This is a genomic window from Microcoleus sp. F4-D5, from assembly GCF_036704885.1.
GTDB lineage: Bacteria > Cyanobacteriota > Cyanobacteriia > Cyanobacteriales > Microcoleaceae > Microcoleus.
Genome location: NZ_JAUBSX010000068.1, coordinates 1 through 24,252 on the forward strand (window position 1 = coordinate 1; position 24,252 = coordinate 24,252).

General features: G+C 45.9%; 25 protein-coding genes. 16 read left to right on the plus strand and 9 right to left on the minus strand.

Features of this window, described 5'->3' with window-relative positions; all coding sequences use genetic code 11:
* Positions 1-467: 467 nt before the first annotated feature.
* On the minus strand, positions 468-632 hold the full coding sequence (locus QUA80_RS25225; protein WP_333427744.1) for a hypothetical protein: 165 nt from the start codon (positions 630-632) through the stop codon (positions 468-470).
* Positions 625-999 carry a type IV pilus biogenesis protein EbsA gene (gene ebsA, locus QUA80_RS25230; protein WP_333427745.1) on the minus strand — a complete coding sequence of 125 codons (375 nt, stop codon included), beginning with the start codon at positions 997-999 and terminating at the stop codon, positions 625-627. Before ebsA ends, QUA80_RS25225 begins: the two co-directional genes overlap by 8 nt.
* A gap of 246 nt (positions 1,000-1,245) precedes the next feature.
* Between ebsA and QUA80_RS25235 the strand changes: the two genes are divergently transcribed.
* The 3 genes from QUA80_RS25235 to QUA80_RS25245 all read left to right on the plus strand — a co-directional run bounded on the left by QUA80_RS25235 (position 1,246) and on the right by QUA80_RS25245 (position 5,314).
* Positions 1,246-2,763, plus strand: coding sequence for a glycosyltransferase family 2 protein (locus QUA80_RS25235; protein WP_333427746.1), 1,518 nt, complete (start codon positions 1,246-1,248; stop codon positions 2,761-2,763).
* Positions 2,764-3,104: 341 nt separating this feature from the next.
* Positions 3,105-4,334, plus strand: a complete 1,230-nt coding sequence (locus QUA80_RS25240; protein ID WP_333427747.1) for a succinate--CoA ligase subunit beta — start codon at positions 3,105-3,107, stop codon at positions 4,332-4,334.
* Between the two features lie 83 nt (positions 4,335-4,417).
* The gene (locus tag QUA80_RS25245; RefSeq protein ID WP_333427748.1) at positions 4,418-5,314 is read left to right on the plus strand and encodes a CoA-binding protein; all 897 of its coding nucleotides are present in this window, start codon (positions 4,418-4,420) and stop codon (positions 5,312-5,314) included.
* A gap of 131 nt (positions 5,315-5,445) precedes the next feature.
* Here the strand turns inward: QUA80_RS25245 and QUA80_RS25250 are convergent, their stop codons facing one another.
* The gene (locus tag QUA80_RS25250) at positions 5,446-6,159 is read right to left on the minus strand and encodes an alpha/beta hydrolase (RefSeq protein WP_333427749.1); all 714 of its coding nucleotides are present in this window, start codon (positions 6,157-6,159) and stop codon (positions 5,446-5,448) included.
* Positions 6,160-6,419: 260 nt separating this feature from the next.
* On the opposite strand from QUA80_RS25250, the gene hpsL reads away from it, so the two are divergent.
* Positions 6,420-8,084: a hormogonium polysaccharide biosynthesis protein HpsL gene (hpsL, locus tag QUA80_RS25255; RefSeq protein WP_333427750.1), complete on the plus strand. Its 1,665-nt coding sequence runs from the start codon at positions 6,420-6,422 to the stop codon at positions 8,082-8,084.
* A gap of 146 nt (positions 8,085-8,230) precedes the next feature.
* Here the strand turns inward: hpsL and QUA80_RS25260 are convergent, their stop codons facing one another.
* The 3 genes from QUA80_RS25260 to QUA80_RS25270 form a co-directional block, all read right to left on the minus strand.
* A complete protein-coding gene (locus QUA80_RS25260; protein WP_333427751.1) occupies positions 8,231-9,595 on the minus strand; it encodes a hypothetical protein in 1,365 nt (454 codons plus the stop codon).
* 68 nt (positions 9,596-9,663) lie between these two features.
* Positions 9,664-10,110, minus strand: a complete 447-nt coding sequence (locus QUA80_RS25265) for a hypothetical protein (RefSeq protein WP_333427752.1) — start codon at positions 10,108-10,110, stop codon at positions 9,664-9,666.
* Positions 10,107-10,979: a ParA family protein gene (locus QUA80_RS25270; protein WP_333427753.1), complete on the minus strand. Its 873-nt coding sequence runs from the start codon at positions 10,977-10,979 to the stop codon at positions 10,107-10,109. The genes QUA80_RS25265 and QUA80_RS25270 overlap by 4 nt, the downstream gene beginning before the upstream one ends.
* A 151-nt stretch (positions 10,980-11,130) precedes the next feature.
* On the opposite strand from QUA80_RS25270, the gene QUA80_RS25275 reads away from it, so the two are divergent.
* Both QUA80_RS25275 and QUA80_RS25280 read left to right on the plus strand, forming a co-directional pair.
* A complete protein-coding gene (locus tag QUA80_RS25275; protein WP_333427754.1) occupies positions 11,131-12,318 on the plus strand; it encodes an AAA family ATPase in 1,188 nt (395 codons plus the stop codon).
* Positions 12,318-13,094 carry a DUF4276 family protein gene (locus QUA80_RS25280; protein ID WP_333427755.1) on the plus strand — a complete coding sequence of 259 codons (777 nt, stop codon included), beginning with the start codon at positions 12,318-12,320 and terminating at the stop codon, positions 13,092-13,094. Before QUA80_RS25275 ends, QUA80_RS25280 begins: the two co-directional genes overlap by 1 nt.
* 118 nt (positions 13,095-13,212) lie before the next feature.
* Here QUA80_RS25280 and typA read toward each other — a convergent pair whose 3' ends face one another.
* Positions 13,213-15,003, minus strand: coding sequence for a translational GTPase TypA (gene typA / locus QUA80_RS25285; protein WP_333427756.1), 1,791 nt, complete (start codon positions 15,001-15,003; stop codon positions 13,213-13,215).
* Between the two features lie 271 nt (positions 15,004-15,274).
* On the opposite strand from typA, the gene QUA80_RS25290 reads away from it, so the two are divergent.
* Together QUA80_RS25290 and QUA80_RS25295 are read left to right on the plus strand one after the other, a co-directional pair.
* Positions 15,275-15,601: a type II toxin-antitoxin system RelE/ParE family toxin gene (locus QUA80_RS25290; RefSeq protein WP_333427757.1), complete on the plus strand. Its 327-nt coding sequence runs from the start codon at positions 15,275-15,277 to the stop codon at positions 15,599-15,601.
* A 4-nt stretch (positions 15,602-15,605) separates the two neighbouring features.
* Positions 15,606-15,980, plus strand: a complete 375-nt coding sequence (locus QUA80_RS25295; RefSeq protein ID WP_333427758.1) for a transcriptional regulator — start codon at positions 15,606-15,608, stop codon at positions 15,978-15,980.
* A gap of 103 nt (positions 15,981-16,083) precedes the next feature.
* Here the strand turns inward: QUA80_RS25295 and QUA80_RS33965 are convergent, their stop codons facing one another.
* Complete coding sequence (locus tag QUA80_RS33965; RefSeq protein ID WP_445302294.1) at positions 16,084-16,368, minus strand: hypothetical protein; 285 nt, start codon at positions 16,366-16,368, stop codon at positions 16,084-16,086.
* 55 nt (positions 16,369-16,423) lie between these two features.
* Between QUA80_RS33965 and QUA80_RS25305 the strand changes: the two genes are divergently transcribed.
* From QUA80_RS25305 to QUA80_RS25320, 4 genes are all read left to right on the plus strand, one after another.
* Positions 16,424-17,257, plus strand: coding sequence for a M15 family metallopeptidase (locus tag QUA80_RS25305; protein ID WP_333427759.1), 834 nt, complete (start codon positions 16,424-16,426; stop codon positions 17,255-17,257).
* 188 nt (positions 17,258-17,445) lie between these two features.
* Positions 17,446-18,024 (plus strand): pantetheine-phosphate adenylyltransferase, encoded by a 579-nt coding sequence (gene coaD, locus QUA80_RS25310; protein ID WP_333427760.1) that lies wholly within the window; start codon positions 17,446-17,448, stop codon positions 18,022-18,024.
* Complete coding sequence (locus tag QUA80_RS25315) at positions 17,907-18,593, plus strand: DivIVA domain-containing protein (RefSeq protein ID WP_333427761.1); 687 nt, start codon at positions 17,907-17,909, stop codon at positions 18,591-18,593. Before coaD ends, QUA80_RS25315 begins: the two co-directional genes overlap by 118 nt.
* Before the next feature lie 238 nt (positions 18,594-18,831).
* On the plus strand, positions 18,832-19,884 hold the full coding sequence (locus QUA80_RS25320) for an acyltransferase (protein ID WP_333427762.1): 1,053 nt from the start codon (positions 18,832-18,834) through the stop codon (positions 19,882-19,884).
* A gap of 14 nt (positions 19,885-19,898) precedes the next feature.
* On the opposite strand, the gene QUA80_RS25325 is transcribed toward QUA80_RS25320, so the two are convergent.
* Positions 19,899-20,630 (minus strand): TIGR04283 family arsenosugar biosynthesis glycosyltransferase, encoded by a 732-nt coding sequence (locus tag QUA80_RS25325; RefSeq protein ID WP_333427763.1) that lies wholly within the window; start codon positions 20,628-20,630, stop codon positions 19,899-19,901.
* A gap of 210 nt (positions 20,631-20,840) precedes the next feature.
* Here QUA80_RS25325 and ubiG point away from each other — a divergent pair, with 210 nt between their 5' ends.
* The 4 genes from ubiG (at position 20,841) to QUA80_RS25345 (ending at position 24,049) form a co-directional block, all read left to right on the plus strand.
* Positions 20,841-21,701, plus strand: coding sequence for a bifunctional 2-polyprenyl-6-hydroxyphenol methylase/3-demethylubiquinol 3-O-methyltransferase UbiG (gene ubiG, locus QUA80_RS25330; protein WP_333427764.1), 861 nt, complete (start codon positions 20,841-20,843; stop codon positions 21,699-21,701).
* Positions 21,702-22,180: 479 nt separating this feature from the next.
* Positions 22,181-22,501 carry a hypothetical protein gene (locus QUA80_RS25335; RefSeq protein ID WP_333427765.1) on the plus strand — a complete coding sequence of 107 codons (321 nt, stop codon included), beginning with the start codon at positions 22,181-22,183 and terminating at the stop codon, positions 22,499-22,501.
* A gap of 168 nt (positions 22,502-22,669) precedes the next feature.
* Positions 22,670-23,182, plus strand: coding sequence for a flavodoxin FldA (fldA, locus tag QUA80_RS25340; protein ID WP_333427766.1), 513 nt, complete (start codon positions 22,670-22,672; stop codon positions 23,180-23,182).
* 129 nt (positions 23,183-23,311) lie between these two features.
* Positions 23,312-24,049, plus strand: coding sequence for an alpha/beta hydrolase (locus tag QUA80_RS25345; RefSeq protein WP_333427767.1), 738 nt, complete (start codon positions 23,312-23,314; stop codon positions 24,047-24,049).
* Positions 24,050-24,252 lie beyond the last annotated feature (203 nt).

Below are 24,252 nucleotides of genomic sequence, written 5' to 3' on the forward strand. Positions count from 1 at the left end.
TCATTGGTTTTCTCACAGGATGGTCTTGGATCTTACATTCTTTATCTCTAGCACATCTTTAGAAAAATGGTATAAGTCCTATCTCAGCTACCGAGTCGCAAAAATTGAACGAAATTGGAGGGCGCGATCGCACTCCTTGGCACCACTATCCGAAATAGGCTTTTGGGCTTGTTTCACAACAAAGTACAGCAGTTGTCAATTGGATCGAATACAGGTAGGGACTCAGGCAAAGCCTGAGTCCCTACACCAAATCTGTATCGCACTCAACTAAAAATTGCTGTAAATTTACTTGAGAGGTGGGGATAAGTGGTTTCCCCAAAAGGGATGATTGAGAGCGATCTAAAAACTCACTTACTATTTCCGGTTCTCAAATAAAACTGGCGCACCTATACTGTAATTTCGACGTGATACCGTTACAGTATAGGTGCGCCAGTTATAGCGCCCGTCAATCGATTTTAGATTTTAGATTAAAGAATTGAAGAAAGCGACCCCACTGCTAAATCGGGGGGCTGGCGATCGGGAGCGAGGAGCTTTTTTTTCACTCCCCGAATGACTCCGGGGGGCTCCGGACTAAATTGCTCGATCGTCAATTGCGGAGTTTCGGTAACGCAGGTGCGGTGAAAGTTAATCATCCATGCGCATCAGCTTCCGGTAAAACGATTTAGAAAAATCGACGCTACGAGTCCGCTGAAAAGTCAGGAGTACCTCAATTAAGCAACTGACAAACTCAGAGCTTTGCATGGTCACTTCGTAGCTAAGTTCAGCATTGCCGTCAAACAAAACCCGACAGCGGGTCAAATCGATCGGCAGGGACGATATATTCCAACTAGCGACAAACGGCACGTTCTCCCCGCCGTCAATTTTTCTTGCCCCCTCCAAGCTTTTGAGCTTGTAGAGGCCGATAGCGTGCGGCAAAAACTTGCGCCGGGGCTCCTGACAGAAAGGCGCATAGACTTTCACTTCTTTCTCGTCGGCTGGCTTCAGTTGAGGAATAGACATATTTATACCTCAGATAATTATTAGTAGCAGATACTTGAGATCCTCTGAAAAAACTAACAGATATTCATGGTCGATCGCAAGCAAAAGTCATCCCAAATACTCTATGCAATGCCCGTTTACCCTGTTCGGACAAGCAGCTAGCCCGCTGCTTGTCCTCCGGTCTGCTTTCGACAAAACGCCAGAAACTGGTACAGTAAATACTTATCTCTAAAATCAAAAACTATTGGTGGTTGAATCAAGTAACCTATGCAGGAGACTTCTTGGTCAGAAAACGACGCTCGCAGCGAGCTTAACTTGGACATCTCTGATTTAGCTCAAGAAGAGCTCAAGAGTTTGACCTCGAACTCGAAGCTCGGCAAAGTATTTGCTATACCAGACATTGGCGACAGGGTGTTTGACGCGGAAACAAAACCAAAACTCCCGGTTGCGGTGTCGGTGCCGGGAACTACCTCTTTTCCTCAAAATCTGTACCGGGGACGCCGCGGAAAAGCCGCCGCAGTGCTGACTGCGATTTGGGGCGGCACGATCGCCCTGCACTTGATTTCTTGGGGTGCGTGGGTAGTGTGGGGGCTGACGGGACTGCTGTGGATGCAAGCATTTCGAGTTTTGTTTGCTTCGCCCAAGCCCGCACTGCCGCCTCTTGCCGATGAAAATCGAGAGGATTGGCCCTACGTGTCGCTGTTGGTGGCTGCGAAAAATGAGGAAGCGGTGATTGCCCGATTCGTAGAATCAATCTGCAATGTAGACTATCCGATCGACCGCTACGAAGTTTGGGCGATCGACGATCACAGCAGCGACAGCACCCCGGTAGTATTGGAACAGCTCACCAAAAAGTACCCGCAGCTCAAAGTATTTCGCAGAGGAGCAAATGCCAGCGGCGGCAAGTCGGGAGCCCTGAATCAAGTGTTGCCGCTGACTCGCGGGGAATTTGTGGGAATATTTGACGCCGACGCGACAGTAACGCCGGATTTGCTGCGCCTGGTGCTGCCGGTGTTCGATCGAGAACAGGTAGGGGCTGTGCAAGTCAGAAAAGCCATCGCCAATGCTTCGGTAAATCTGTGGACTCGGGGCCAAGAAGCAGAAATGGCTCTCGACAGTTTTTTCCAACAGCAGCGGATTGCGATCGGCGGCATTGGAGAATTGCGCGGTAACGGCCAATTCATGCGTCGCACCGCCTTGGAAAGCTGCGGCGGCTGGAACGAGGAAACGATTACCGACGACCTGGATTTGACGTTGAGGCTGCACCTCGAACAATGGGACATTGAATTTCTCGCTTTCCCAGCCGTGTCAGAAGAAGGAGTCACTAACGCTCGCGCCCTGTGGCACCAGCGCAATCGCTGGGCAGAAGGCGGTTATCAGCGTTATCTTGACTACTGGCGGCTAATTTTGCGCAACCGCATGGGAACTTGGAAAACCTGGGATTTATTTGGATTTTGGGTATCTCAATATTTCTTGCCCACAGTAGCGCTACCCGACTTTGTGATGTCAATTGCGCTGCGCCGGATGCCGATCGCCAGTCCCCTAACTGTGATGACCCTTACTTTGTCAGTGGTGGGAATGTTTGTCGGTTTGCGCCGCACTCGCAAAGAGACCAAATTTGAGGTAAGGCGAGTTTTTGTCACCTTGCTGCAAACGCTGCGGGGTACTGTGTATATGTTCCACTGGCTGCTGGTAGGGACTGTGACGGCTCGGATTGCGGTACGGCCCAAGCGGCTCAAATGGGTTAAAACCGTCCATCAAGGCGCTGCTAGTAGCATCAAGTAAACAATTAGCAGAAATATCTCGGCACCTTTTTGCCCCAAGTCCGAAGATTTTCGGAGACAAAAAAACACCAAAGCTCGCCAAATATGTCCCCACCACAGCCTAATAGTAAAATTTGGCAATTCCGAGAAAAAAACATTTTGAAACAGCTTAGGTAATTAATAGGTAATCGGCGAGGGGTAATAGCGAATAAGTAATCGGCAATACAAAAGTCTAAAATTAAAAGATAAAAGCGAAAATTTTTAACTTTTAACTTGACAAAAAACCAATTACTATCTATTAATTATGAATTGCCAATTAGGACGAATTGCTTGTTGCCAACTACCCGTCACCCGTAATTGATAATGGATTTGTTAGAGTACCAAGCTAAATCTTTATTTCGCCAGATGGCAATTCCGATTTTGCCGTCGCAGCGGATTGACAATCCCGCCGACCTCAAAGGACTGAAAATTCCCTACCCCGTTGTACTAAAATCGCAAGTGCGGGCTGGGGGAAGGGGCCGGGCGGGCGGTATCAAGTTTGTGGCAAATACGATCGATGCAGTAGCTGCGGCCCAAACAATTTTTAATTTGCCGATCGAGAGCGAATATCCCCAAGTCCTGCTGGCAGAAGCAAAGTACAACGCCGACCGAGAATTGTACTTAGCGGTACTCCTAGACCCCGTAGCGCGACGCCCGGTGCTTCTGGGATCGAGCCAAGGAGGTATGGATGTCGAAGGGTCGATCGAGCAAATGCAGCAAGTTGCCGTAGATCAAGAATTTTCCCCGTTCTACGCGAGGCGTCTCACGCTGAAAATGGGATTGCAGGGAGACTTGATTCAATCGGTGAGCACCATTGTCGAGAAAATGTACCGGCTGTTTGTCGAAAAAGATTTAGATTTAGTAGAAATCAATCCTCTCGGCATCAGTCCTACGGGAGAGGTCATGGCTTTAGACGGTAAAGTCACTGCCAATGACGAGGCCTTGGGGCGACATCCAGACTTGGTAGCACTCTCGGAGAATAGGCTCTTGGGCGGGCTGGCACGGGAAAGGAGAAGTCCCCATGTCCCTGGCGATCGCCCCGATTCCTACTCGAAGGCTCAGCAATCGCCGGAGTTTGACCCCAAATCTAAATCCCCAATCTCGAATTCCGAATCCCTGGAATTAACCGAACTAGACGGGAATATCGGAATTTTGTGCAACGGAGTGGGCCTGACAATGGCAACTCTGGATGCTGTAACCCACCAAGGAGGAAAACCAGCTAATTTTGTGAATATTGGTTCCCTAGACCGCTACTATGCAGCAAATGCCCTGCGCGATCGCGCGGATTCGGGTCTGGAGTTAGTCGCTCAGGATAAAAGCGTTAAGGTGATACTGGTAAATATTTTGGGCAGCGCCTCCAAGACGGAGGAAATAATCGCCGCAGTAGCCGGCTATTTGGAACGGAAAGCTCGCGCTAACCGCCACATCCAAGTTGTGCTGCGGCTGGTAGAGATCGATGCTGATGCTGTTAAAAAGCGTTTGGGACAGTTGCCGGTGCAGCTAGCTAGCACTTTGGATGAGGCCGCGGCCGCTTCTGTATCATCCGTCAAGTAGCGGCAGTCGATCGGCAAAAAACAAGATTTCTGTACAGATGAAGGCCTTCTGCTTTTTACAGATCGAGTGTCAAGTGGGAACAAATGAATTTAACTCCTGAAAGCAAAGTCCTGGTGCAGGGCATTACAGAATCTCCCGCGTCAACCCGCGCCGCCCTGATGATGAAAGCATACGGCACGAATGTAGTCGCCGGTGTCAGTCCCGGTCGGGGGGGGCTGGAAATGGAGGGGATTCCGATTTTTGATTTGGTAGAACAAGCAGTGTCGGCAGTGGGTCACGTTGACACTGCGGTAATTTTTGTAGACGCTTACTCGGTGCTGGATGCGGCTCTAGAAGCGATCGCCGGAGGAATTCGGCAAATCGCGATCGTTACTGGGGGAGTGCCTCCTCTGGATATGGTGCACTTAGTCAGAAAAGCAGAGGCTACTGAAACTTTAGTAATCGGGCCTAACAGTCCGGGGATAATTGTGCCCGACAAACTGCTGCTGGGATCTCACCCCAAGGAATTTTACATTCCCGGCCCGGTGGGGGTGATCAGCCGCAGCAGCACTTTGACTTACGAAGTTGCCCTAGAACTGACTGAGGCCCGGTTGGGACAGTCTATGGCGGTTTGTATTGGCTGCGACGGGATTGTCGGTTCTTCTTTTATGCAGTGGCTGCAAATTTTGGACGAAGACGACAGTACCGAAGCGATGGTTTTGGTGGGGGAAGTTGACGGCTGGAGCGAACAAGCTGCTGCTTCTTACATCGCCTCGGCGATCGACAAACCCGTGGTTGCTTATCTGGCCGGTCGCTACGCTCCCAAGGGGCCGTCTTTGGGCCACGCCGGCATCCTGATCAGTTCTCGCGCTGCTGCCCAGAAAGCCTTTGGAGTTACGCCCCCAAACAAATTGGCGGCTTTTGAAGAGGCGGGCATACCTGTGGCGGCTCGGCCTTCGGAGGTTCCGAAGTTGCTCAAAAAATTGCTCAAGAAAAATTGATTGCTTCGGGAGTCCTAACCCTCGTGGCGGTTGGGATCAAGGTAGGGCGGGGGCGGGTTTGGTCTCAAAATTGCCTGCAGAATGCCACAAATGCACGCTAAACCCGCCCCTAAGACACATTTATAATTTTTTTACCAAAGTCCTCTGACCGGCCTCACAGGCTGCGGTGCGGGTGCTGGCAAGGGTGCGGGTTCGGCGCGGCGCGGCGCTGGAGGCGGAATTGTTGGCTGCACGCTGCGCCGAGGTTCGATCGGACTTTCGGTGCGAGTTGTTTCAGTTGTGCGATTTGTCGATCGCATCACATCTTGAAGCAGGCTTTGTATATTTCCGGCTAAACTCTGAACTTTCCCCACAGTGGCGCTAATGCTGGCAACATCTACGTAAACCTCCGTTAGAGGATACTTTTTCAGGATTTCCAGCAGCGATACCTTGCCGTCATCCCCGGCCGCCAGTATCATCGCCGCCCGCAGAGCTTTCCCGCTTTCTGTGCGGCGCTGAGTGCGAATTGCTTGACCGATTTCGTCAGTGATTTTTTCTCCCGGGGTGCTGTAAACTACCCGGGCCAGATTAGCAGGCTTTAAACCGATTTCTAGACCCATCAACCCCCGCAATATTTGCGCGTCCATTTTGGAAAACCGGATAATTTGTTGTAGGGTTGGGGTCGTCGTGCCGTCTTTAGCAAAGTCTTCTAAGTCGCTGATATTGATGGCTTGTCGGATCGGGCCAAATGTGAGGACAATTTTTTCGGCTGCTAATGCTGTACTGCTGCTAGATAATATGCTCGCGCTTGCCCCTAAAGCTAGGGCAATGCCGATCGATACAAATTTTGTTAATTTCATACTCATTTTTACCGCTCGATTAAAATTATTTCTTTGAGATTTGTACATTATAGATGCAGCAGTTATATTCTACAAGGTCGCCTGTTTAATTTGTACCCGCGTCACACCCACAATCTCGACCGAGACTTTTTCTCGATCTTGACTTTAAGAATAAGTAACCACATCTGCAGCATATTTTTGCTTCTCTTCATTCTGCCTTCTACCTTCTACATCGGAGTGCCTTCTACATCGGAGTGCCTTCTACATCTGAGTGCCTTCTAGAAGTTATGTTTAAAACCAAGCGCAAATCCAAAAAATCCAAACACAAGCACAGCGAAAAAACAACAGCGCTAAGCAAAAAAGAAGTAGCAGCACAAAAACGCAAAACTTCACAAAAGCGCAATAAATTGCTGCAGGCGATCGCCATAAGCTGCTTGGTCAGCCTTGCCGCCAGCATCCCCCTGTTGTTCGTAGCCCGCCCTAAGATTGCTGTTGCAGGAGGCGCCGCCGCAGCCATCTTGCTGCTTTCCTACAAGTACCCCCGTCAAGCTTTGTGGGCTTTTCTAATTTACCTGCCTTTCAGCGGTACAATTACTTACGCAATTGGTGGCGGGAATGCTGCATTTCAAGTAGCAAAAGATGCTTTCTACATACCAGCCCTCATCGCCCTAATTCAAAGCTGCAAAAAGAAACAGTTGCCCGTGTTCATTCCCAAACAAATGCTTTCTACCTTCAGCATCCTGTTAATGATGGTCATGCTGACTTTAATTTTTGTCAACGGCGATATGCAGCTCAACCCTATGAAGGGCGACAAACCCATTTTGCAAGGAATTCTCGGCTTAAAAGTATTGATAGGTTACATACCGCTGATTGCTTGTACCTATTATCTGCTCCGCACTAAGAAGGATTTGGTATTTTTTAGTCGAATGCACGTCGTTTTGGCGATCGTTTGCTGCCTTCTCGGTTTGATTCAATACCTGTTGCTGCAAAGTGGAAAGTGTGCAGGCACCAGAGGAATGATCGGAGAAGAATTATATAAAGCAACCCTGCAAGCTAGATGTTTTGTCGGCGGTTCTTTGGTGTTCAGTCCAGAAGTCAAATTTATTCGCTTGCCTGGAACTTTTGTCGCGCCTTGGCAGTGGGCGTGGTTTTTAATTTCTAATGCTTTTTTAACCTTTGCCTCTGCCTTTTGTGACCATTCATTCTGGTGGCGACTTATCGGTTTATTTGGCATGGCATTAGTATTTGCCAATGCAGTTATTTCCGGTCAAAGAGCTGCTTTAATTATGGTTCCAGTTGCCACTGCCATCCTGCTAGTTCTCACTGGTCAATTAGTTAACTTCAAACGATTTATTCCCATCGGTGCAGGACTGGCGATTCTGCTGTTTGTCGGTGCAGCAATTAACCCGGGAATTATCGAACAGCGGTGGGAGAGTTTTGTTAGCCGCTGGAATGCTGCACCGCCCCAGCAGTTTCTCTTTAATCAATTCGAGCAGAGCAACAATTTTATCATTGACAGACCTTTCGGTAGAGGTGTGGGACGAGCAACTAATTCAACGCGAATATTTGGTACCACGCAGCTAATTGAAACTTTCCAACCTAAGTTGATCTACGAACTCGGTTATCCGGGAATGATTTCTTTTCAAATCATGGTTTTACACTTGGCTTTTCTAACTTTTAGAGCTTACCGATCTGTCAAGGACAAAAGTTTGCGGAGTTACGGAGCAAGTTTTTGGGTATTTGTTGGATTTATTACGATCAATACTCAATACTATCCGCTAGATGTAGATCCAGTGTCCGTATATTATTGGGTTTTAGCTGGGGCGATTTTAAAGTTGCCCAAAATTGACAAACAGGTGCAGGATGAAAAACATCACGAACTTGAGTCAAATGATTTGGAAGTTCACCAGCCATTAAAGGAGAAAAAAATTATTGCATCTTCCCCTATTTGAGAAGATTTTTGAGTAGTGAGTTGGGTTGATTCTTTCTTGTTCGTTAACCCGCTTTCGCTCCAAGGCGATGCAATGCAAAGATAGCGTGCCCTTCTGGGTTTATCTATGCTAAAACCCACCCGGACAGCATATTTTTGCTCTTAACTTTACTGCGGTTGCCAAACCGGATGGCTAGCATTCAAATCCTTGTCGTTTGTCAATTTAGTTAATGCCGAACCGTCCCGATTAATTACATACAAGTTGCTTTTGTCTCCTTGAGTTTCATTAAATATAAAAGCGATTTGCTGGCTGTCAGTAGACCAAGCTAATTCTGAAATACCCGACGGTTCTAGCCGAGAAGCTAGTTGATTTAGCTGGTTCCCGTCAGCATTGATTGTGTAGAGTTTTTGATTGTTGAACTCTCCGGCGACGAAAGCAATAAATTTGCCATCCGGCGACCACGAAAGTTCGCCGTAGTTGCTGGGTTTTTGGGTGAGCTTCTTGGCTGTCCCCCGGTTAATGTCGAGCAGGTAGATATCTTGATGTTTGCCGCCAAAATCGCCCGGTTTATTGTAAAAGTAAGCAATACGGCTGCTGTCGGGCGACCAAAATAGTTTGACGTTGTAAACCTCATGTTGCGGGTTGTTTGTCAAATTTTTGAGGTTGGTTCCATCGGCATTAATTGTGTAAATTTGCTGTTTCGGATAAGCGCCGAACAGGAAAGCAATTTTCGTGAGATCTGGGGACCAAACAAGTTGACTTCCGCCGGAAATATACTCGCCGGAACTTTTAGTTAGTTTTGTCACTTCCGAACCGTCGGCATTCATTTTGTAGATATATTTATCCTTGACAAATGCTACCTGCTGGGCGTCCGGCGAAAGGTAAAATTGCGATGAAATTTCCGTTTTAAGTGGACTTCCTCCTACTTGCAAATTCCGAACTAATTTAGTTCCTTTAATGCCAGCAGTGTCGCTTATATAAAGTGACTGACTGCCGGGAGTATCAGATGTAAAACCGTCGCAAGAACGGGCAAAAACAAGTTTCTGGCTGTTGGAAAACCAAGCTATTTCAAAATTAGCCGCTTTGCAAGCATCCCCAGCAAACTGTTTAGTTAGTCGGGAACCGTCAGCATTAACTGTATAGATGTCGGTGTCTCCACTCACGAAAGCCAACCGCTGGCCGTTGGGCGACCAAACTAAGGTAGGGCTAACATCTATATTGGGTGCAAGTTCGCGGCGGGAGGAACTGCTAGCATTGATGGCAAATAAATTGTTTCTCACCTCGCTGCCGCGCCTCTGGAGGGCGATAAACGCCAGTATCCTTGGTGTTGCTGCGGTTGTGGGAGGGCTATGAACGCTCAAAAACAAGCTGATTGAGAGTATTAGGGAGATGAGGGCGATCGCCCTGATGCGGCATAATTTATTGAAGCTGAAAAGTTGCAAAATTTCCAACAAGCTTTTCCGGGGCGCGCAAGATGCCCACCCCGCACTCCACTTAAACTTTTGTGTAACAGGCTTTTGTGGAACGGGCATCTTGCCTGTTCCATATCTCAGCGGGAAATGCAAGTTAAAACGCATTTTATCGATTCTTCTGCTAATTTTTAAAGTGTTTGTCTGTCTATATGCCGCGACAGCCTCAAACTCTGTTTAATTCTGCCAATAATTAGCTCGAACATTTTTTTGCGGGACGGATTCTTGCTGCTGGGCGGCATCCCTAACTCGCAACACATCAAGTTCAAGTCAGTTGCACTCATTGCCAACAACTTTTGCCTCACCTCTTCTTCATTACCATTCTTAGCTTGTAAACGCAGTTCTTCATAAACTTCGAGAACATTGGCAGCCGATAAATTAGCAGGTTTCTTAACATCAGCACCCCTGGGAATATCCGAAGTTTTTGAGCCTGCAGAAATCACTCCCCGCTTGACTTGAGTCTCAAGCCGGGTTAATTTTCGAGCAACGTCCCGCAAGATTTCCTTAAGTTCGCCAATTTCCTCAACTAACCCCCCGCTTTCTTGTTCGGAAGCAGCCAAAATTTCTTTTTTAATCATTTCAGATACTCCTCACACTCGCGCCAGAGTTTTTCAAATTCTCTAACTAATTCTCGCGGCAGTTCTCCCTCATTAATCGCGCGTTTTAGCCCGACGCTTTCCCGAATCGTCGATTCTAAGAATCTAACTTCTATGTGATTATCTTTTGAGATCTCATCGCAAAGTCTCTTTACTTCTCTCATGTAAAACTGAACTTCATTTGTCAGCAATCCTCCATAGATTTTAGCTTTATTCATAAACACTGCAATTTTGGGAAACGGATAAGGCTCAATCCGTTTCTGGAGCGAGTTTAAAACTAAACTCAATCCCCTAGAACCAAAATAATCGGGATTGACGGGAATCAATATTAAGTCGCAGCAAGAGAGTACGCTGTAGGTGAGGAGACTGAAGGAAGGCGAACAGTCAAAAAGCATCAAGTCGTATTTGGGGAGATTGGCAGAGTTGGCGATTTTGCCGATGAATCTGCGGATGAAGTCTTTAACACTTTTTCCCTCAAATCCATCGATATCCAACCAATACAATTCTTCAACTGAAGGGACAAAATGCAACTGTTCGTCAATCTGATAAATGGTGTCGAAACCCACGGGAAATTTAAAGTTATGTCCGGCTTTTTTAAAGACTTCTAAAGCGTCGTAAATTGTAAGTCTATGCTTGATAGATTGTTCGTACCACTTACCAAACTTGTCATCTAAATGACCTGTATTTTCGTTAAGTCCGATCGCCTCTGTGAGCGACATTTGCGGATCTAAGTCTAACATCAAGACTTCTAAGTCGGTTCCTTGGGATATAATATTTCCTAGACTCCAAGTGACGGTGGTCTTTCCGACACCGCCTTTGAAGTTGATTACGGCTATTGATTTAGGACTCATGGCTAGTTTTGTTTGGATTTTGCTCAAATATAAATTAAAACATATTGTGTGACTTAGTTCAGCGCGCGATCGCCCACGAGAAGCCCGAGCTGCCAATTGACATGAAAGGCAAATTATGATAAAAAATATATAATAAAATAAATAGCACCTTATGTCAAATCAACTAACTCATTTGCAAATAAAAAATTTTCGCTCCCTAGCAGATGTAAAAATTCAAATCAACCCTCTCAACATTATCTTCGGTCCTAATGGAGCTGGAAAAACTACATTACTCGATACCATCTGGTTTGTGCGAGACTGTGCCATCAGGGGTGTTGATTTAGCTTCTTCTGAGAGAGATCATGGGATTGGTCTGCTGTGGGATGCAGCCGATGAGGGGGAAAATATATCAATCAAAATTGTAACCCCATGGGGTGAATACGAAGTTTCATTTGGTTATTCTTCAGGTAGAATCGAACCTTTTGCGGGAGAAAAGCTTTTTTCCGATGGTGATAATCAATTGATTGTTCGCATTATAGGCAGTGACAAAGCTCAGGTTTATCGTACAGACCTGCAAGAATTAGAATTCATTACACTCAGAGAACCAGAGAAATTAGCCCTAAGCCGATATGTAGCATTTGAGAATAGCGAACCCGCTGCCTCTAACATAGACAACTTATTGCGCGTTGTTCGCAACTATAACTCCCGGTCAGCTTCTTTGTTCAAGATAAAGCGATTTGGTTCAGAATCTGATTCTGGAGAGCGATTACAAGACAGGTGCGATAATTTATGGTCAGTTTTGCGGAATTTACATGATAAGCGAGTCATTGATGAACGGTACGATACAATCATCAGTTTCATGCAAGAGAGCTTTCCAGCTTTTGATAATCTGTTTTTTGAACAAACAGGTCGATACACAGTCTATGGCAACTTTTTAGAAAAAGGACGGCGCAAACCAATTCGATCCTCAGGAGTATCTGACGGTCATCTCCAGATGCTGATTAATCTCACAGCTTTGTTTTCTGAAGGACAAAATCGTTATGCACTAATTTTATTTGATGAGCCTGAAATCTCGCTTCATCCTTGGGCTTTAGCTGTTTTTGCTAAAGCTGTCAAACTCGCTACTGAAAAATGGAACAAGCAGGTTTTTATTGCGACTCATTCACCTGTATTAATTAGTCAATTTGAACCAGAAAATATTTTGACTGCGGAACTTGACAAGGAAGGAAAAACCGTCCTCAAAAGGATCAGTGAGATAGAAGGTATCCAAGATTTACTAGAAGACTATGCTACTGGATCGCTATATATGGCTGAGATGATTGCGCCTCAAAGTAAATCTCCATTAGAGGTAGCAAGTTAATGAATAGTCACGATACTACGAGTGACCAGCAATGTTATTTTTTCAAGTTTGGATTGCTGGTAACAGGAGAAACGGAACAGGAACACATTCCCAAGTTATTTAAAACTCTGATGGAATTGGGTATTTGCTCTTTTCAAGTTATTCGCAAGGTTGAGCAGCTAGGCGTAAGAACTTCAGAGAAAAGACTTAAGATGGTTGAAACGGGTAAAGACATTCCTAAGATGGTTGGAACTGGTAAAGACATTCCTGATAAGGATACTGTAAGAATTGGATTCCCAGCAAGGGTTTACTTACAAACGCCATGTACTTATGTCCTGCTACTGGATGACCTAGAATCCGCTCGAACCCATCAAGCACCACAAATTTTTGAGCGATACCGAAATGTACTTGATAAGATTTTGCTCGACCAAAAACACCGTGCTTCAGTCCACTTTTTAGTAAATATGCTAGAAGCATACTACTTCGCTGATGCTGCTACCGTCAATGCAGTATTAGGAACCAGCTTAAACGATTACGAGGGAGATGTGGAAACGATTCCCCATCCCAAAAATAAACTAAAACAGATATATTCTGGATTTAAAGAAAAGGAACACGGCTGCCAAATTCTCGATCGACTTGATGTTGAAAAAGTTTTATCCGATCCGAATACTTGTGCTTCTCTGAGAACCTTATTTGCATGGTGTTTAAAGGCTTTGGGGCAAATACCTACCGATAAATATCAGCTTCTAAGTGGAAAATTAAGTGAAATAACCAAAGCACAATTGGATAATATATAATTTTTTAAATTCTGGCAGGTTTTTATTCCCGATAAAACGTAAGGTGCGCAATGCGCACCCTACAAGCTTTTTTAGCGTTTCACCAGTAAGGTGCCCATTGCGCACCCTACAAGTTGTTTTAGCGTTTGACCAACTTCTTAGAAACCTTCCGCAAGCGAATTGATTTCGGTGTTACTTCCACCAATTCATCCTGACCGATGTACTCCAAAGCGCGCTCCAAACTCATGTCGATCGGCGCTTGCAATTGCACCAATTCTTCACCGCCAGAAGCGCGGTGGTTTGTCAACTGCTTCGACTTGCAAATATTCAACTCCATATCTTGATTTCGGTTGCTTTCTCCGATAATCATTCCTCTGTAAACCTTGGTACCGGGGGTAATGAAAAATACGCCGCGGTCTTCAGCATTTTGCAGGGAGTAATAGGTCGCAACTCCTTCTTCAAAAGAAATCAATACTCCGTTGCGGCGGGCAACAATTTCTCCGCTGAGGGGGCGATAATCGAGGAAGCTGTGATTCATAATTCCAGCGCCGCGAGTCAAGCGCATAAACTCGCCTCGGAACCCGATCAAACCGCGGGCGGGAACTGAAAATTCTACTTGCGTGCGGCCGGTGCTGCTGACGTGCATATCTTGCATTTCTGCTTTCCGCTGACCGAGGCGTTCGATGCAGCCGCCGACTGCTTCTTCGGGTACGTCTAACACCAAACATTCATAGGGTTCGCACGGAGTTCCGCCGACTTCGCGGTAGATTACTTGCGGCTGGGATACTTGGAATTCGTATCCTTCGCGGCGCATATTTTCGATCAGGATGCCGAGGTGAAGTTCGCCGCGACCTGATACGAGGAATTTGTCGGGAGAGTCGGTTTCTTCGACGCGCAAGGCGACGTTTGTTTCCAGTTCTCGCATTAGTCGATCGCGAATTTGCCGAGATGTCACCAAACTTCCTTCTTGACCGCAGAACGGCGAATCGTTCACCGAGAAAGTCATTTGCAAAGTCGGTTCGTCTACCTTGATTAAAGGCAGCGCTTGCGGGTCGTTCGGACAAGTAATTGTTTCGCCAATATAGGCATCAGCAAAACCGGCAACCGCGACAATATTACCAGCAGAAGATTCTTGGATATCAATCCGTTTCAGGCCTTCAAAGCCCATCAATTTGCTGATTTTAGATTTGACAAGCGCGCCGCTTTCTGTGATTAAGACTGCTTGTTGACCGACTCTAATTGTGCCGTTGTGGATGCGGCCGATGACAATGCGACCCACGTATTCGGAATAATCCAAAGTGGTGACTTGCAGTTGCAGCGGTTTGTTGGGGTCGCCTACGGGGGGCGGTACGTGGTCTAGGATTTCTTCAAACAGCGGTTTCATGTCCACTGCTTCCTCGTCCAAAGTTTTTTTAGCAGTACCGTTGAGTCCGGAACCGAAAAGATAGGGGAATTCGCATTGATCGTCGTCGGCGCCGAGTTCTAAGAACAAGTCTAAAACTTTATCAATAGCTTTGTGGGGGTCTGCTTGGGGTCGATCGATCTTATTCACAAAGACGATCGGGCGCAGTCCTTTTTCTAGGGCTTTTTTGAGCACGAACCGGGTTTGCGGCATCGGGCCTTCGTTGGCGTCTACGATCAGCAGACAGCCGTCAACCATGCCGAGAACTCGTTCGACTTCGCCTCCAAAGTCCGCGTGTCCGGGGGTATCGACGATGTTGATCAGGGTTTCTCCGTACCTGACAGCGGTATTTTTGGACAGGATGGTAATGCCGCGCTCGCGCTCGATATCATTGGAGTCCATGACGCAATCTGGGATTTCTTCCCCTTCGCGGAAGATCCCGGACTGTCTGAGGAGAGCGTCCACAAGGGTGGTTTTGCCGTGATCGACGTGAGCAATGATAGCGACGTTGCGAATGGGAAGACTCATAATGCGTCTGGGACGTTAAACGGATTTAACTAAAGATTTCTTAATAATTGTAGCGCATGAAGTCAAGGGCCGATCGGGGCGGCTTTCAGATTGGACTGCGATCGTCGCTAAAATCAAGATTATGGAAGCGTAACCGAGAGAAATTGAGCGTTAAACTACCCCTGACGGCAGAGTTCCTTTCGATCGGCGATGTTGAGGTGGCCCAGGTCAAGAGGGTTCGATAGGGGGCGATCGCCGGTATTAAGATGAGGGTGCAAGTACGATCGACTTTATGGAAGTACAACCCAGAGATATTCAGCGTTACAGTACGCCAGACGGCAAAGTTCCTTTCTCGGAGTGGTTAGACTCCCTGCGGGAGCTCAAGGCAAAATTTAAGATTGAGCGGCGACTCGATCGAGTTGGGACTGGAAATTTCGGAGATTATCGAGCAGTCGGAGAAGGTGTCTATGAGTTGAGGATAAATTACGGCCCCGGCTATCGGGTCTATTTTGGACAAGTAGAAGAAACAATTGTACTTTTGTTGATAGGCGGGGATAAAAGCACTCAAGAACAAGATATCCGCAAGGCTAAAACATACTGGACAGATTACAGGAGTTAAGACAATGACAATGCCTAAGAGCTTACCTTATCACCCCTATAAAATTTCAAATCTCAAAGATCCGGCATATTCTGCTGGCTATCTCACAGAGATTTTTGAGGAAGAAGCCGGCGATTTGGAATTAGGAATAATGCGAAAAGCGCTCAGAGATGTATTTGAGGCTCTGGGCGAACCAAATATGTCTGCTGAAGATGCTAAATTGCATTTGGAAAAATTAGATGTTTTGTTGTCGGGAGAAGGAAGTGCGACAATTTATGCTTTAGCAAGTTGGCTGAATGCTCTGGGATTGAAGTTAACTGTTGCGGTTGATGAAGGGGATAAAGGGGAAGAGAAAGATTCTGTTAGTGCTGCTGAATTGGCGGAAGTTGGTAATATTTGATTTGGGGCGATCGAGCTTTAAGCTATTAATTAGACCTTGACGGCGCTCGAATGCCGATCGCTCAAGGAAGTAGCCGATCGCTCTGGAGTATCCTACAATACTGTTAAAAGTTATGCCCATCGCCCGGCATGGCAATGGCTGACATCGGTGCCCTGCTAAAATTGGCCCGGACGTTTGATGTGTCGATCGAAGAATTGTTGGATTTTGTCAATTTGTAACAAATTACACTTAAAATAAACCAGCGCCCCCAGCGCCAACCAGTTCGACCTCGCAGGGACGATCGACTGTGGGCCCAAGCAACAGATACGAGAGTTGGCGGATGGGACGGGGCGAAGTCAGAAAGAGATGATATATTCTCAGCGCCAATTGTAGCTGTTCGATCGCCCATATCGGTCTACAATTTGTAACGTTGAGCCTTATTGAAGTGCAGGAGTGGAGCTGGCTTGGATAACGCTAGTCTGTCGAGAAAACCCCCGCAAGCCTCGGAGCTTGTCGCCGACGAAATTCCAGAAGCAGTGCGAGACCATCCATACCCAGAAGCAGGGCAGAGTCAGTCCAAGAAAAAAGGGCTGATTTGGAAACTGCTAGGCTTGGCAGCCTTAGCCTGTGGGGTCAGCATCTGGCTGCACCTCAACTTTAACTTGTTCCCAGCCACCAGTCAGGCAGAGCAAACTCAACAAAACCCAGCACCGGTGAGTTCGCCGTCTGCATCGGTCGCGAGTCCAGCTACCAACCCCAAAGCCACCGCCCCCGCAATCCCAGAAAACCTGCTGGGACACTTGCCGTACCCAGAAGCACCAGCCAATGACTTGGTAAGCGTCACCCCCGAGGGTAGCGTCAAACTTCGCACCTCAGCAGCAGCAAAATATCAGGAAATGGCCAACGCCGCAGCGGCATCAGGCATCTACTTTGCTCCCATATCCGGCTTTCGCTCCCTGCAAGACCAACAGCACGTATTTTTTGACGTGAAAGCCGAACGCAGGCAAAACGCCAGCAAGCGAGCCGAAGTCAGCGCCCCTCCTGGTTACAGCGAACACCATACCGGTTACGCCATCGACATCGGCGACGGCAGCGCCCCGGATACCAACCTCAGTCCCAGTTTTGAAAATACTCAAGCATTCAAATGGCTAGAAGCCAACGCCGTCACCTTCAGCTTTGAAATGTCCTTCCCCAAAAACAATCGCCAAGGCGTCAGTTACGAGCCTTGGCACTGGCGGTTTGTGGGCGACAAGCAAAGCCTCGAAACTTTCTACAAAGCTCATTCCATGAAAAAGTAGAAGGAAGTTCGGCAACGAGCAATAATGTACGGGATTTAACGAATTTAACGGATAGATGTTGAGAGAATGAAGTCAAGCGTGAAGATTTCCCTACCACTCCCCCACTCCCCCACTCTCCCACTCTCCCACTCTCCCACTCTTGCACTCTTCCACTCCCCCCCACCCCCCCACTCCGTTGAGCCAAACTTGTGATTGCAATCTATCCAGGCAGCTTTGACCCGATTACCTTCGGTCACGCAGACATTATTGAGCGGGGCTGCAAACTGTTCGATCGGGTAATTGTTACGGTAGTCAGAAACCCCAGCAAAACCCCTCTGTTCACCGTAGAGGAACGGATCGAGCAGATCCAGCGCTCTACTCAACACTTGCCAAACGTAGAAGTAGACAGTTTTGAAGGTTTGACAGTAAACTATGCTAAGATTCGACAAGCCAAAGTGCTGCTGCGGGGGCTCCGGGTATTAACAGATTTTGAAATGGAACTCCAGATGGCCCACACCAATAAAACCCTTCTGGGCGAAATTGAAACAGTTTTTTTGGCAACTTCTAACGAGTACAGCTTTTTAAGTAGTAGTGTAGTTAAAGAAATAGCCAAGTTTGGTGGCTCCGTAGATCATCTTGTTCCGAAACACGTCGCCCTAGATATTTACAAATGTTACGCCAGCAGGAACCAACTCGCATCGAACCCGATAGTAACGGCCTCCGCACTGAGAATGAATCACCTCAGAACACAGCCGCCTTCGGAGACCCCACCCGAACCGCAGGAGTAGACATCCAGCGGGAATTGAACCGGCTTGAGGAAATTGTTCTCGACAGTCCGCGAATTCCCATGACCAGACGCACTCTGGTGGATGAAGAACAGTTGCTCGATCAGTTAGACTTGGTGAGGCTAAATTTGCCGATCGCCTTTCAGGAAGCCGAGACGATCATCCGGCACAAGGACGACTTGCTTCAAGAAGCGGAACTTTACGCTCAGGAAGTGATAGAAGCAGCAGAACAGCGAGCTGCAGAACTTTTAAACGATATGGGCCTGCTCCAGCAGGCGAAGATAGAAGCAGATCAGTTGCGGCAGCAAGTTTTGCTCGACTGCGAGGCAATTCAGCAGGCCACGCTGGCGGAAGTGGAACAAATTCGCTACCAGGCTCAAGAGGAATTGGAAGAGATGAGAGTCAGGGCGATGGCTGAATGCGAGGAAATTCAAAACGGAGCCGACGATTATGCTGACCAAGTGCTAGATAATATCGAACACAAGCTGAGCGATATGCTGCGCGTGATCCGCAACGGGCGCGATCGGTTGGATAGTGTTTCTGCCTCGCACATCCATCACAGCAACGGTTAGCCCGCAGTTAACTCATTGCTTGAAGACTTCTAAAAGTCTACCTAAATTAGGTAGACTTTTTTTCGCAATAGTCTCTATAGTCTTTATTCCTCAATCCCAGCACTCGGTGACTGATTTTTGCCGACATAAGTTTTGTGAAGAGAGGAGCAAATATAAAATTTTATGCTAGAGTTTGGTGAAAACCGATCGGACAAAAAATTCCTAATTGAATTCAAATTTTTACAATCTAATTGTTACCATGCAAAAAGTTTCTAATCGGTTCGCTGAATTTGATTTGATCCGAGCTTTAGCGATCGTCAGTGTTGTGATTACTCATGCTGGGTTCTTCACATTTCGCGATCGCAGAATTTTATTTGTGGCGATCGATACATTTCAACTGTTCTGCGTACCTGCATTTTTACTGTTGAGCGGTTTTTTTCTCACCAACAAACTGGAAAATCAAAATAATCCCGGACTGGTAGTTAAAAAAAGACTGTCAAAAATTCTACCCCCTTATCTGTTTTGGTCAGTAGCTGCGTACATCTTAAATAATTTGGGAGAACTCCAAAAATTTGATTTACTTTCATTACTCAGAGATATCTTGACGGGTTCAGTGATGCCTCCTTATTACTTCATCGTTGTGATTGTTCAATGCTACGGCTGGTGGTGGCTTCTGGTGAAATTAAGATTTTTAGAATCCAGAAAAGTTTTGGCTTTGGGCTTAACAATTCAAACAATTTTTACAATCTTCTTCTACTTAACCGCTTTCCAATACATATCAATACCTCTACCTTTGATGGAGCGCTGGATTTTCAGTTGGATTTTGCCATTTTCAACAGGTCTATTTTTGGGCAGATCGTATGACAGAATTCAACCCGTTCTCGAACGGAACAAAATACCAATTTTAGGGGCAACGATTTTTGTTTATCTCGCTAGCATTTGGGAATATTACCTGATAAGTGGAGTTAATTCGGAGGCATGGTTTCTCCGATCGTTTTTTAAACTATCTGCTCAAGGATACGCAATTTTGTTCGTATTATCGATCCTCGCATTTTCTAAGAGTATCGCACTTCCCAGTAGAGTATCGGGGTTAGTCAAAATATTTGCTGCTTATTCATTCCCTATATATCTTCTGGATTCGACAGTAATGAAATATGTGTTGTTACTGTTTTATAAGTTTATTGACCCGGTAAATCCCCTGCTGAAGCTCGGCTTTTTAGTGACGGGGACTTTGTTAGGTTGTTGGGCGATTATTTACCTCTTGGAAAAAGTTTTGCCCAAAAATTACAGGCAGTACATTTTGGGAATTTAATCAAATTTTGTGTTTCAGCGGATGTCTTCATAAAACTGCTTGAGATACCTTGGGGAAACGCCAAAACCCCACAAAAAACCAATCGAAAGATAGATCGCAATAGCTTTAAATTCACCCCAACTCGCAACTCGACGATCGCTACTTTCCACTACCCGATTGACTAACTTAAGTCTCCCCAGTCGCACTAACTTCAAACACAAATCCGCTTCCTCCATAATTGGCAGCGCAGTATCGAAACCCTCGCATTCCCAAAAATCGGTACGGCGGCAAAAAATAACTTGGTCGCCAAACAGCAGGCGCAATCCTTTAAAAAATAAATGAGGTCGAAATAACAGCGGCGCGTAATAAGTTTTTAGGTAATTGTGGAGGGAAAAACCCCATCTTGTTTGCTGCGAACCAGCCATCAGAGATATAAATCCACCGCCCGCTATTTCGGCATCGGACAATGTTTTCTGGATGACTGCTACAATGTCGTCGGGAACTAAAGTATCGGCGTGGAGAAAGCACAAAATTTCGCCGGTGGCGATTTGAGCACCTAAGTTCATTTGCACGGAACGTCCGGCTGTACTGCTAGAAATAACGCGGGTGGCGGCGGAAAGTGCGATCGCCGCTGTTTCGTCTTGACTGCCGCCGTCTACCACTAATACTTCCCAAGCCGGAGGATTGAGAATGCTGAGTTGGCGGAGGGTGCGTTCCAGACAAGTCGCTTCGTTGAGGGCTGGGATGATAATAGAAACGCGATCCATTTCGTTTAAATTTGTGCCAGAGATATTATAATAAAAAACTGTGGCGATTCACAAATAACGAGAAAATAAAACTTATGCGCGCGGATTCAGAAACGCGGTGTCTGCCTGCGAACTTGTCATGAAACCTCAGATTGTTCACATGAATTAGGTTTCTTGGCGTCCTATAAAATCAAGCAAAAGTGCAATCGCAATCTATATTTTCCACTAATCATGACTGACAAAATCGTGCACAGAACAAAAGTAAAAAATGATTTAAAATTTTATGATGAAAATGCAGATAATTGGTGGGACGAGAATGCTAAAATTTATGCTTTATACCATCTAAACAAACCCAGATTTGAGTTTTTCGACAGATACGCGACTAATTGGCATGGGCTGAAAACCTTAGATGTCGGGTGCGGCGGCGGCTTTTCTTGCGAGTTTATGGCCCAGAGAGGTGCTATTGTTTCTGGAATAGATCGATCGCACAAATGTATTGTAGCCGCTCAAAATCACGCAGTTACCAGCGGTTTTGAGATTGACTACAGGCAAGGTTTTGCGGAAAATATGCCCTACGACGACAATACCTTTGATGTTGCAATCTGCGTGGATGTTTTGGAACACGTGGCCGATTACAAAAAAGTTGTGTCTGAGGTTCACAGGATTCTCAAGCCTGGGGGACTGTTCTTTTTTGATACAATTAACCGAACTTTTTCCTCGCAAATTGTGATGATTGGACTGATGGAAAATATTTTGCAGGAGATTAGGCGGGGCGTTCACGATTGGGAAAAATTTATTACCCCGGAGGAACTATCTTTGGTAATGCAGGATATTGGTTTTGGCAAGATTGAAATTAAAGGTTTCGATCTGTTTGGAGAAATGGGCGCTATTTTAGCCGAGATGCACGGGTTTTGGGAAGATTTTACACGCGGAAAGCAGGTGTTTCCTTCCGTCGGTATTTTCAAACAAGTATTTCAAACTATAAAATATAATCTAGCTAGCTATGTTGATTACAAAAAGTCTGGCTTGTTTAAAATTAAAATTAATGAGGATACGTCGATTATGTATGTTGGCGTAGGGGCGAAGAATTAGTTAGTTAATTGTTGATTGTTGTCATTAGGGGCGAGTTTGAAACGGATTTTGGCGATCGACAAATCCAGCTAAAACCCGCCTCTATTGCATTTTGTAGGGTACGCACACAGCGGTACACCTTGCCCTGTTGAGTGCAATACACATATTCCGCAGGCACGGCGCCGTATCCTTACTGTATTGCGGACAATTGAGAATTGCTACATTGGCGATCGCACTACAAACCTAATTTCCCGAACTAACTGCAAATAATTAGCAAGTAATTTTAAACTTCAGCCATCGGCTTTCTCAGTTCTATAACCCAAAAATACCGCCCAGCCTCCATTTCGGGCTGCGTTCGCTGAGCGTAAACCCAGCCAGATCACCTTTTGTAACAAATCTTAATATTAAATGCTTGACAATCTATGTAAATAGCATGGTAGCTTATTGAATATTAATTGCAATAACGGCCGGAAGTTAACAGTACCTGGAGTTCAATCACCGTGACAGCAGCAATAGTTTCCGCGTCAGCCTCGCGAATCAGCGACGGACAACCCGCCTACAGCCAAAAACTGATGAGTTTGGGTAGAAATTGCGAAATACCTGACCTCGATAACTCCAAAGATCTAACCCTCGCCGTCTTAGAAGGAGTGGGAACTCTGGCGGTGTGCGATCGAACAGTCACTTTAAAACCGGGAGTATTTGTGTTTGTACCCGCCGGCATCCCGCGCAGTCTAAAAGTACAAACGACGCTAAATTTGTTACTAATTGACTGCGAAGCCGACCCCGATATGAGCGAGTCAGTTTGGTCGATCAATTTTTAACTTTAACCCGATGAAAAAACACTGTCCTTGCTGCCTTGACTCCCTAATTTCTCAGGTTTGCCACAACCGCGTCTACTGTTTTTGTCTGAATTGCAGGCAGGAAATGCCAAATCCTGACTCAAAAGAAATAAATTTTAAACACTGTCAAGTTTCACATTCGGAGTAAAAATGTCAAAAGGAATTGGTCTTTTCTACGGAACTACAACAGGGAAAACTGAGTCTGTAGCTGAAATGATTCGGGATGAATTTGGCGGCGATACAGTCACCTTACACGAGATCGGCAGCGTTGAAAATGATGCTTTTGCCGAATATGAATGTCTGATTATCGCTTGTCCCACTTGGAATATCGGCGAACTGCAAAGCGACTGGGAAGGTTTTTTTAATGAACTAGATGATATTGATTTTAGTGGGAAAAAAGTAGCTTATGTGGGAACTGGCGACCAAGAAGGCTACCCGGATAATTTTATGGATGCCATGGGGATTCTGGCTGAAAAAATTTCCGAACAGGGCGGCGAAACAGTCGGTTATTGGCCGATAGATGGCTATGAGTTTAATGAATCTAAAGCAGTCGTTAATGGCAAGTTTTTGGGTCTTGCTATTGATGAAGACAACCAATCAGATCTGACGGAATCTCGCATCAAATCTTGGGTATCTCAACTCAAGAAAGAATTTAGCTTGTAGACTGAACGGTAGCAGGGTGAGTTGTGTAATTAAATGATATTAGGCAATCAAAATTACGGACTCAACCCGCCCCGAAAATCTAGCAGATCAATTATTATTGTTAATCAGTCGCTCTTAAACTGAAAATAGATGAAATTTAGTTCAGATGACGTACTTTGGTTAAGTGTAAGTCCGAGTTTGCAATTCTTCGATCGCTCGCTGCTTTCCTACTTAAATGATTCTGTACCAGTGCAAATATGGGAATACCAACAAACTGAAGACGAAGCTTGCTCTTTAGATATGGCTGTTGAACTTTTGCACGATTTTTTAACAGTCCGCGATCGCCCAATTCATCTAATAGGCCACAGTACCAGCGGATTAGTCGGTTTAATGTATGCGCGCCGCTATCCTCACAAAGTAAGTTCTTTGGGGCTTTTATCTGTCGGTTTGCCATCTGCTATTAATTGGCAAGCACATTACTATACGTATCTTTCAGCTTTTCCCTGGAGCCGCCAACAAGTTTTGAATCAAATAGTAGGCGATATGCTGGGATGCCAAAATCAAATTATCAATCAAAAATTCATATCATATTTTGAGGATGACTTAGCCTGTTCTCCGTGTCCTCACTCCTTATTTAGGATTAGTAATCCCCGCGACAGAGGTGTAGAAGTACCTTTGTTAATATGCAGCAGCAAAACAGATTTTCTGGTATCTCCTGTTGTGATGCGTCGCTGGTCGGAATTTCTAAAAAAAGGCGATAGGCTTTGGGAATGTCAAGACGGCAGGCATTTCTTTCACCACTTTTATCCAGAACAAGTGGGCGAAGAAATACTGAATTTTTGGCTATCTGTACACAGCCACCAAGCAATTTTAAATTTTAAATTTTAGGTGAAGCTTGCTATTCATTGTTCAATTTATTGAGGCTTTATGTGGCAAAAACTAGATTAATTGCGGTAATTCCGGGAATTTTTCCATGCCTGCTTCTAGTTTTTTGGCGCAGTTGTCTCAGTTGATTCTGCCAATATTAGTTGCGAGGGTTTTGAGGCATGGAGTTTGAGTGATCGTCAATATTCTCTTGAGATTTTAGAATA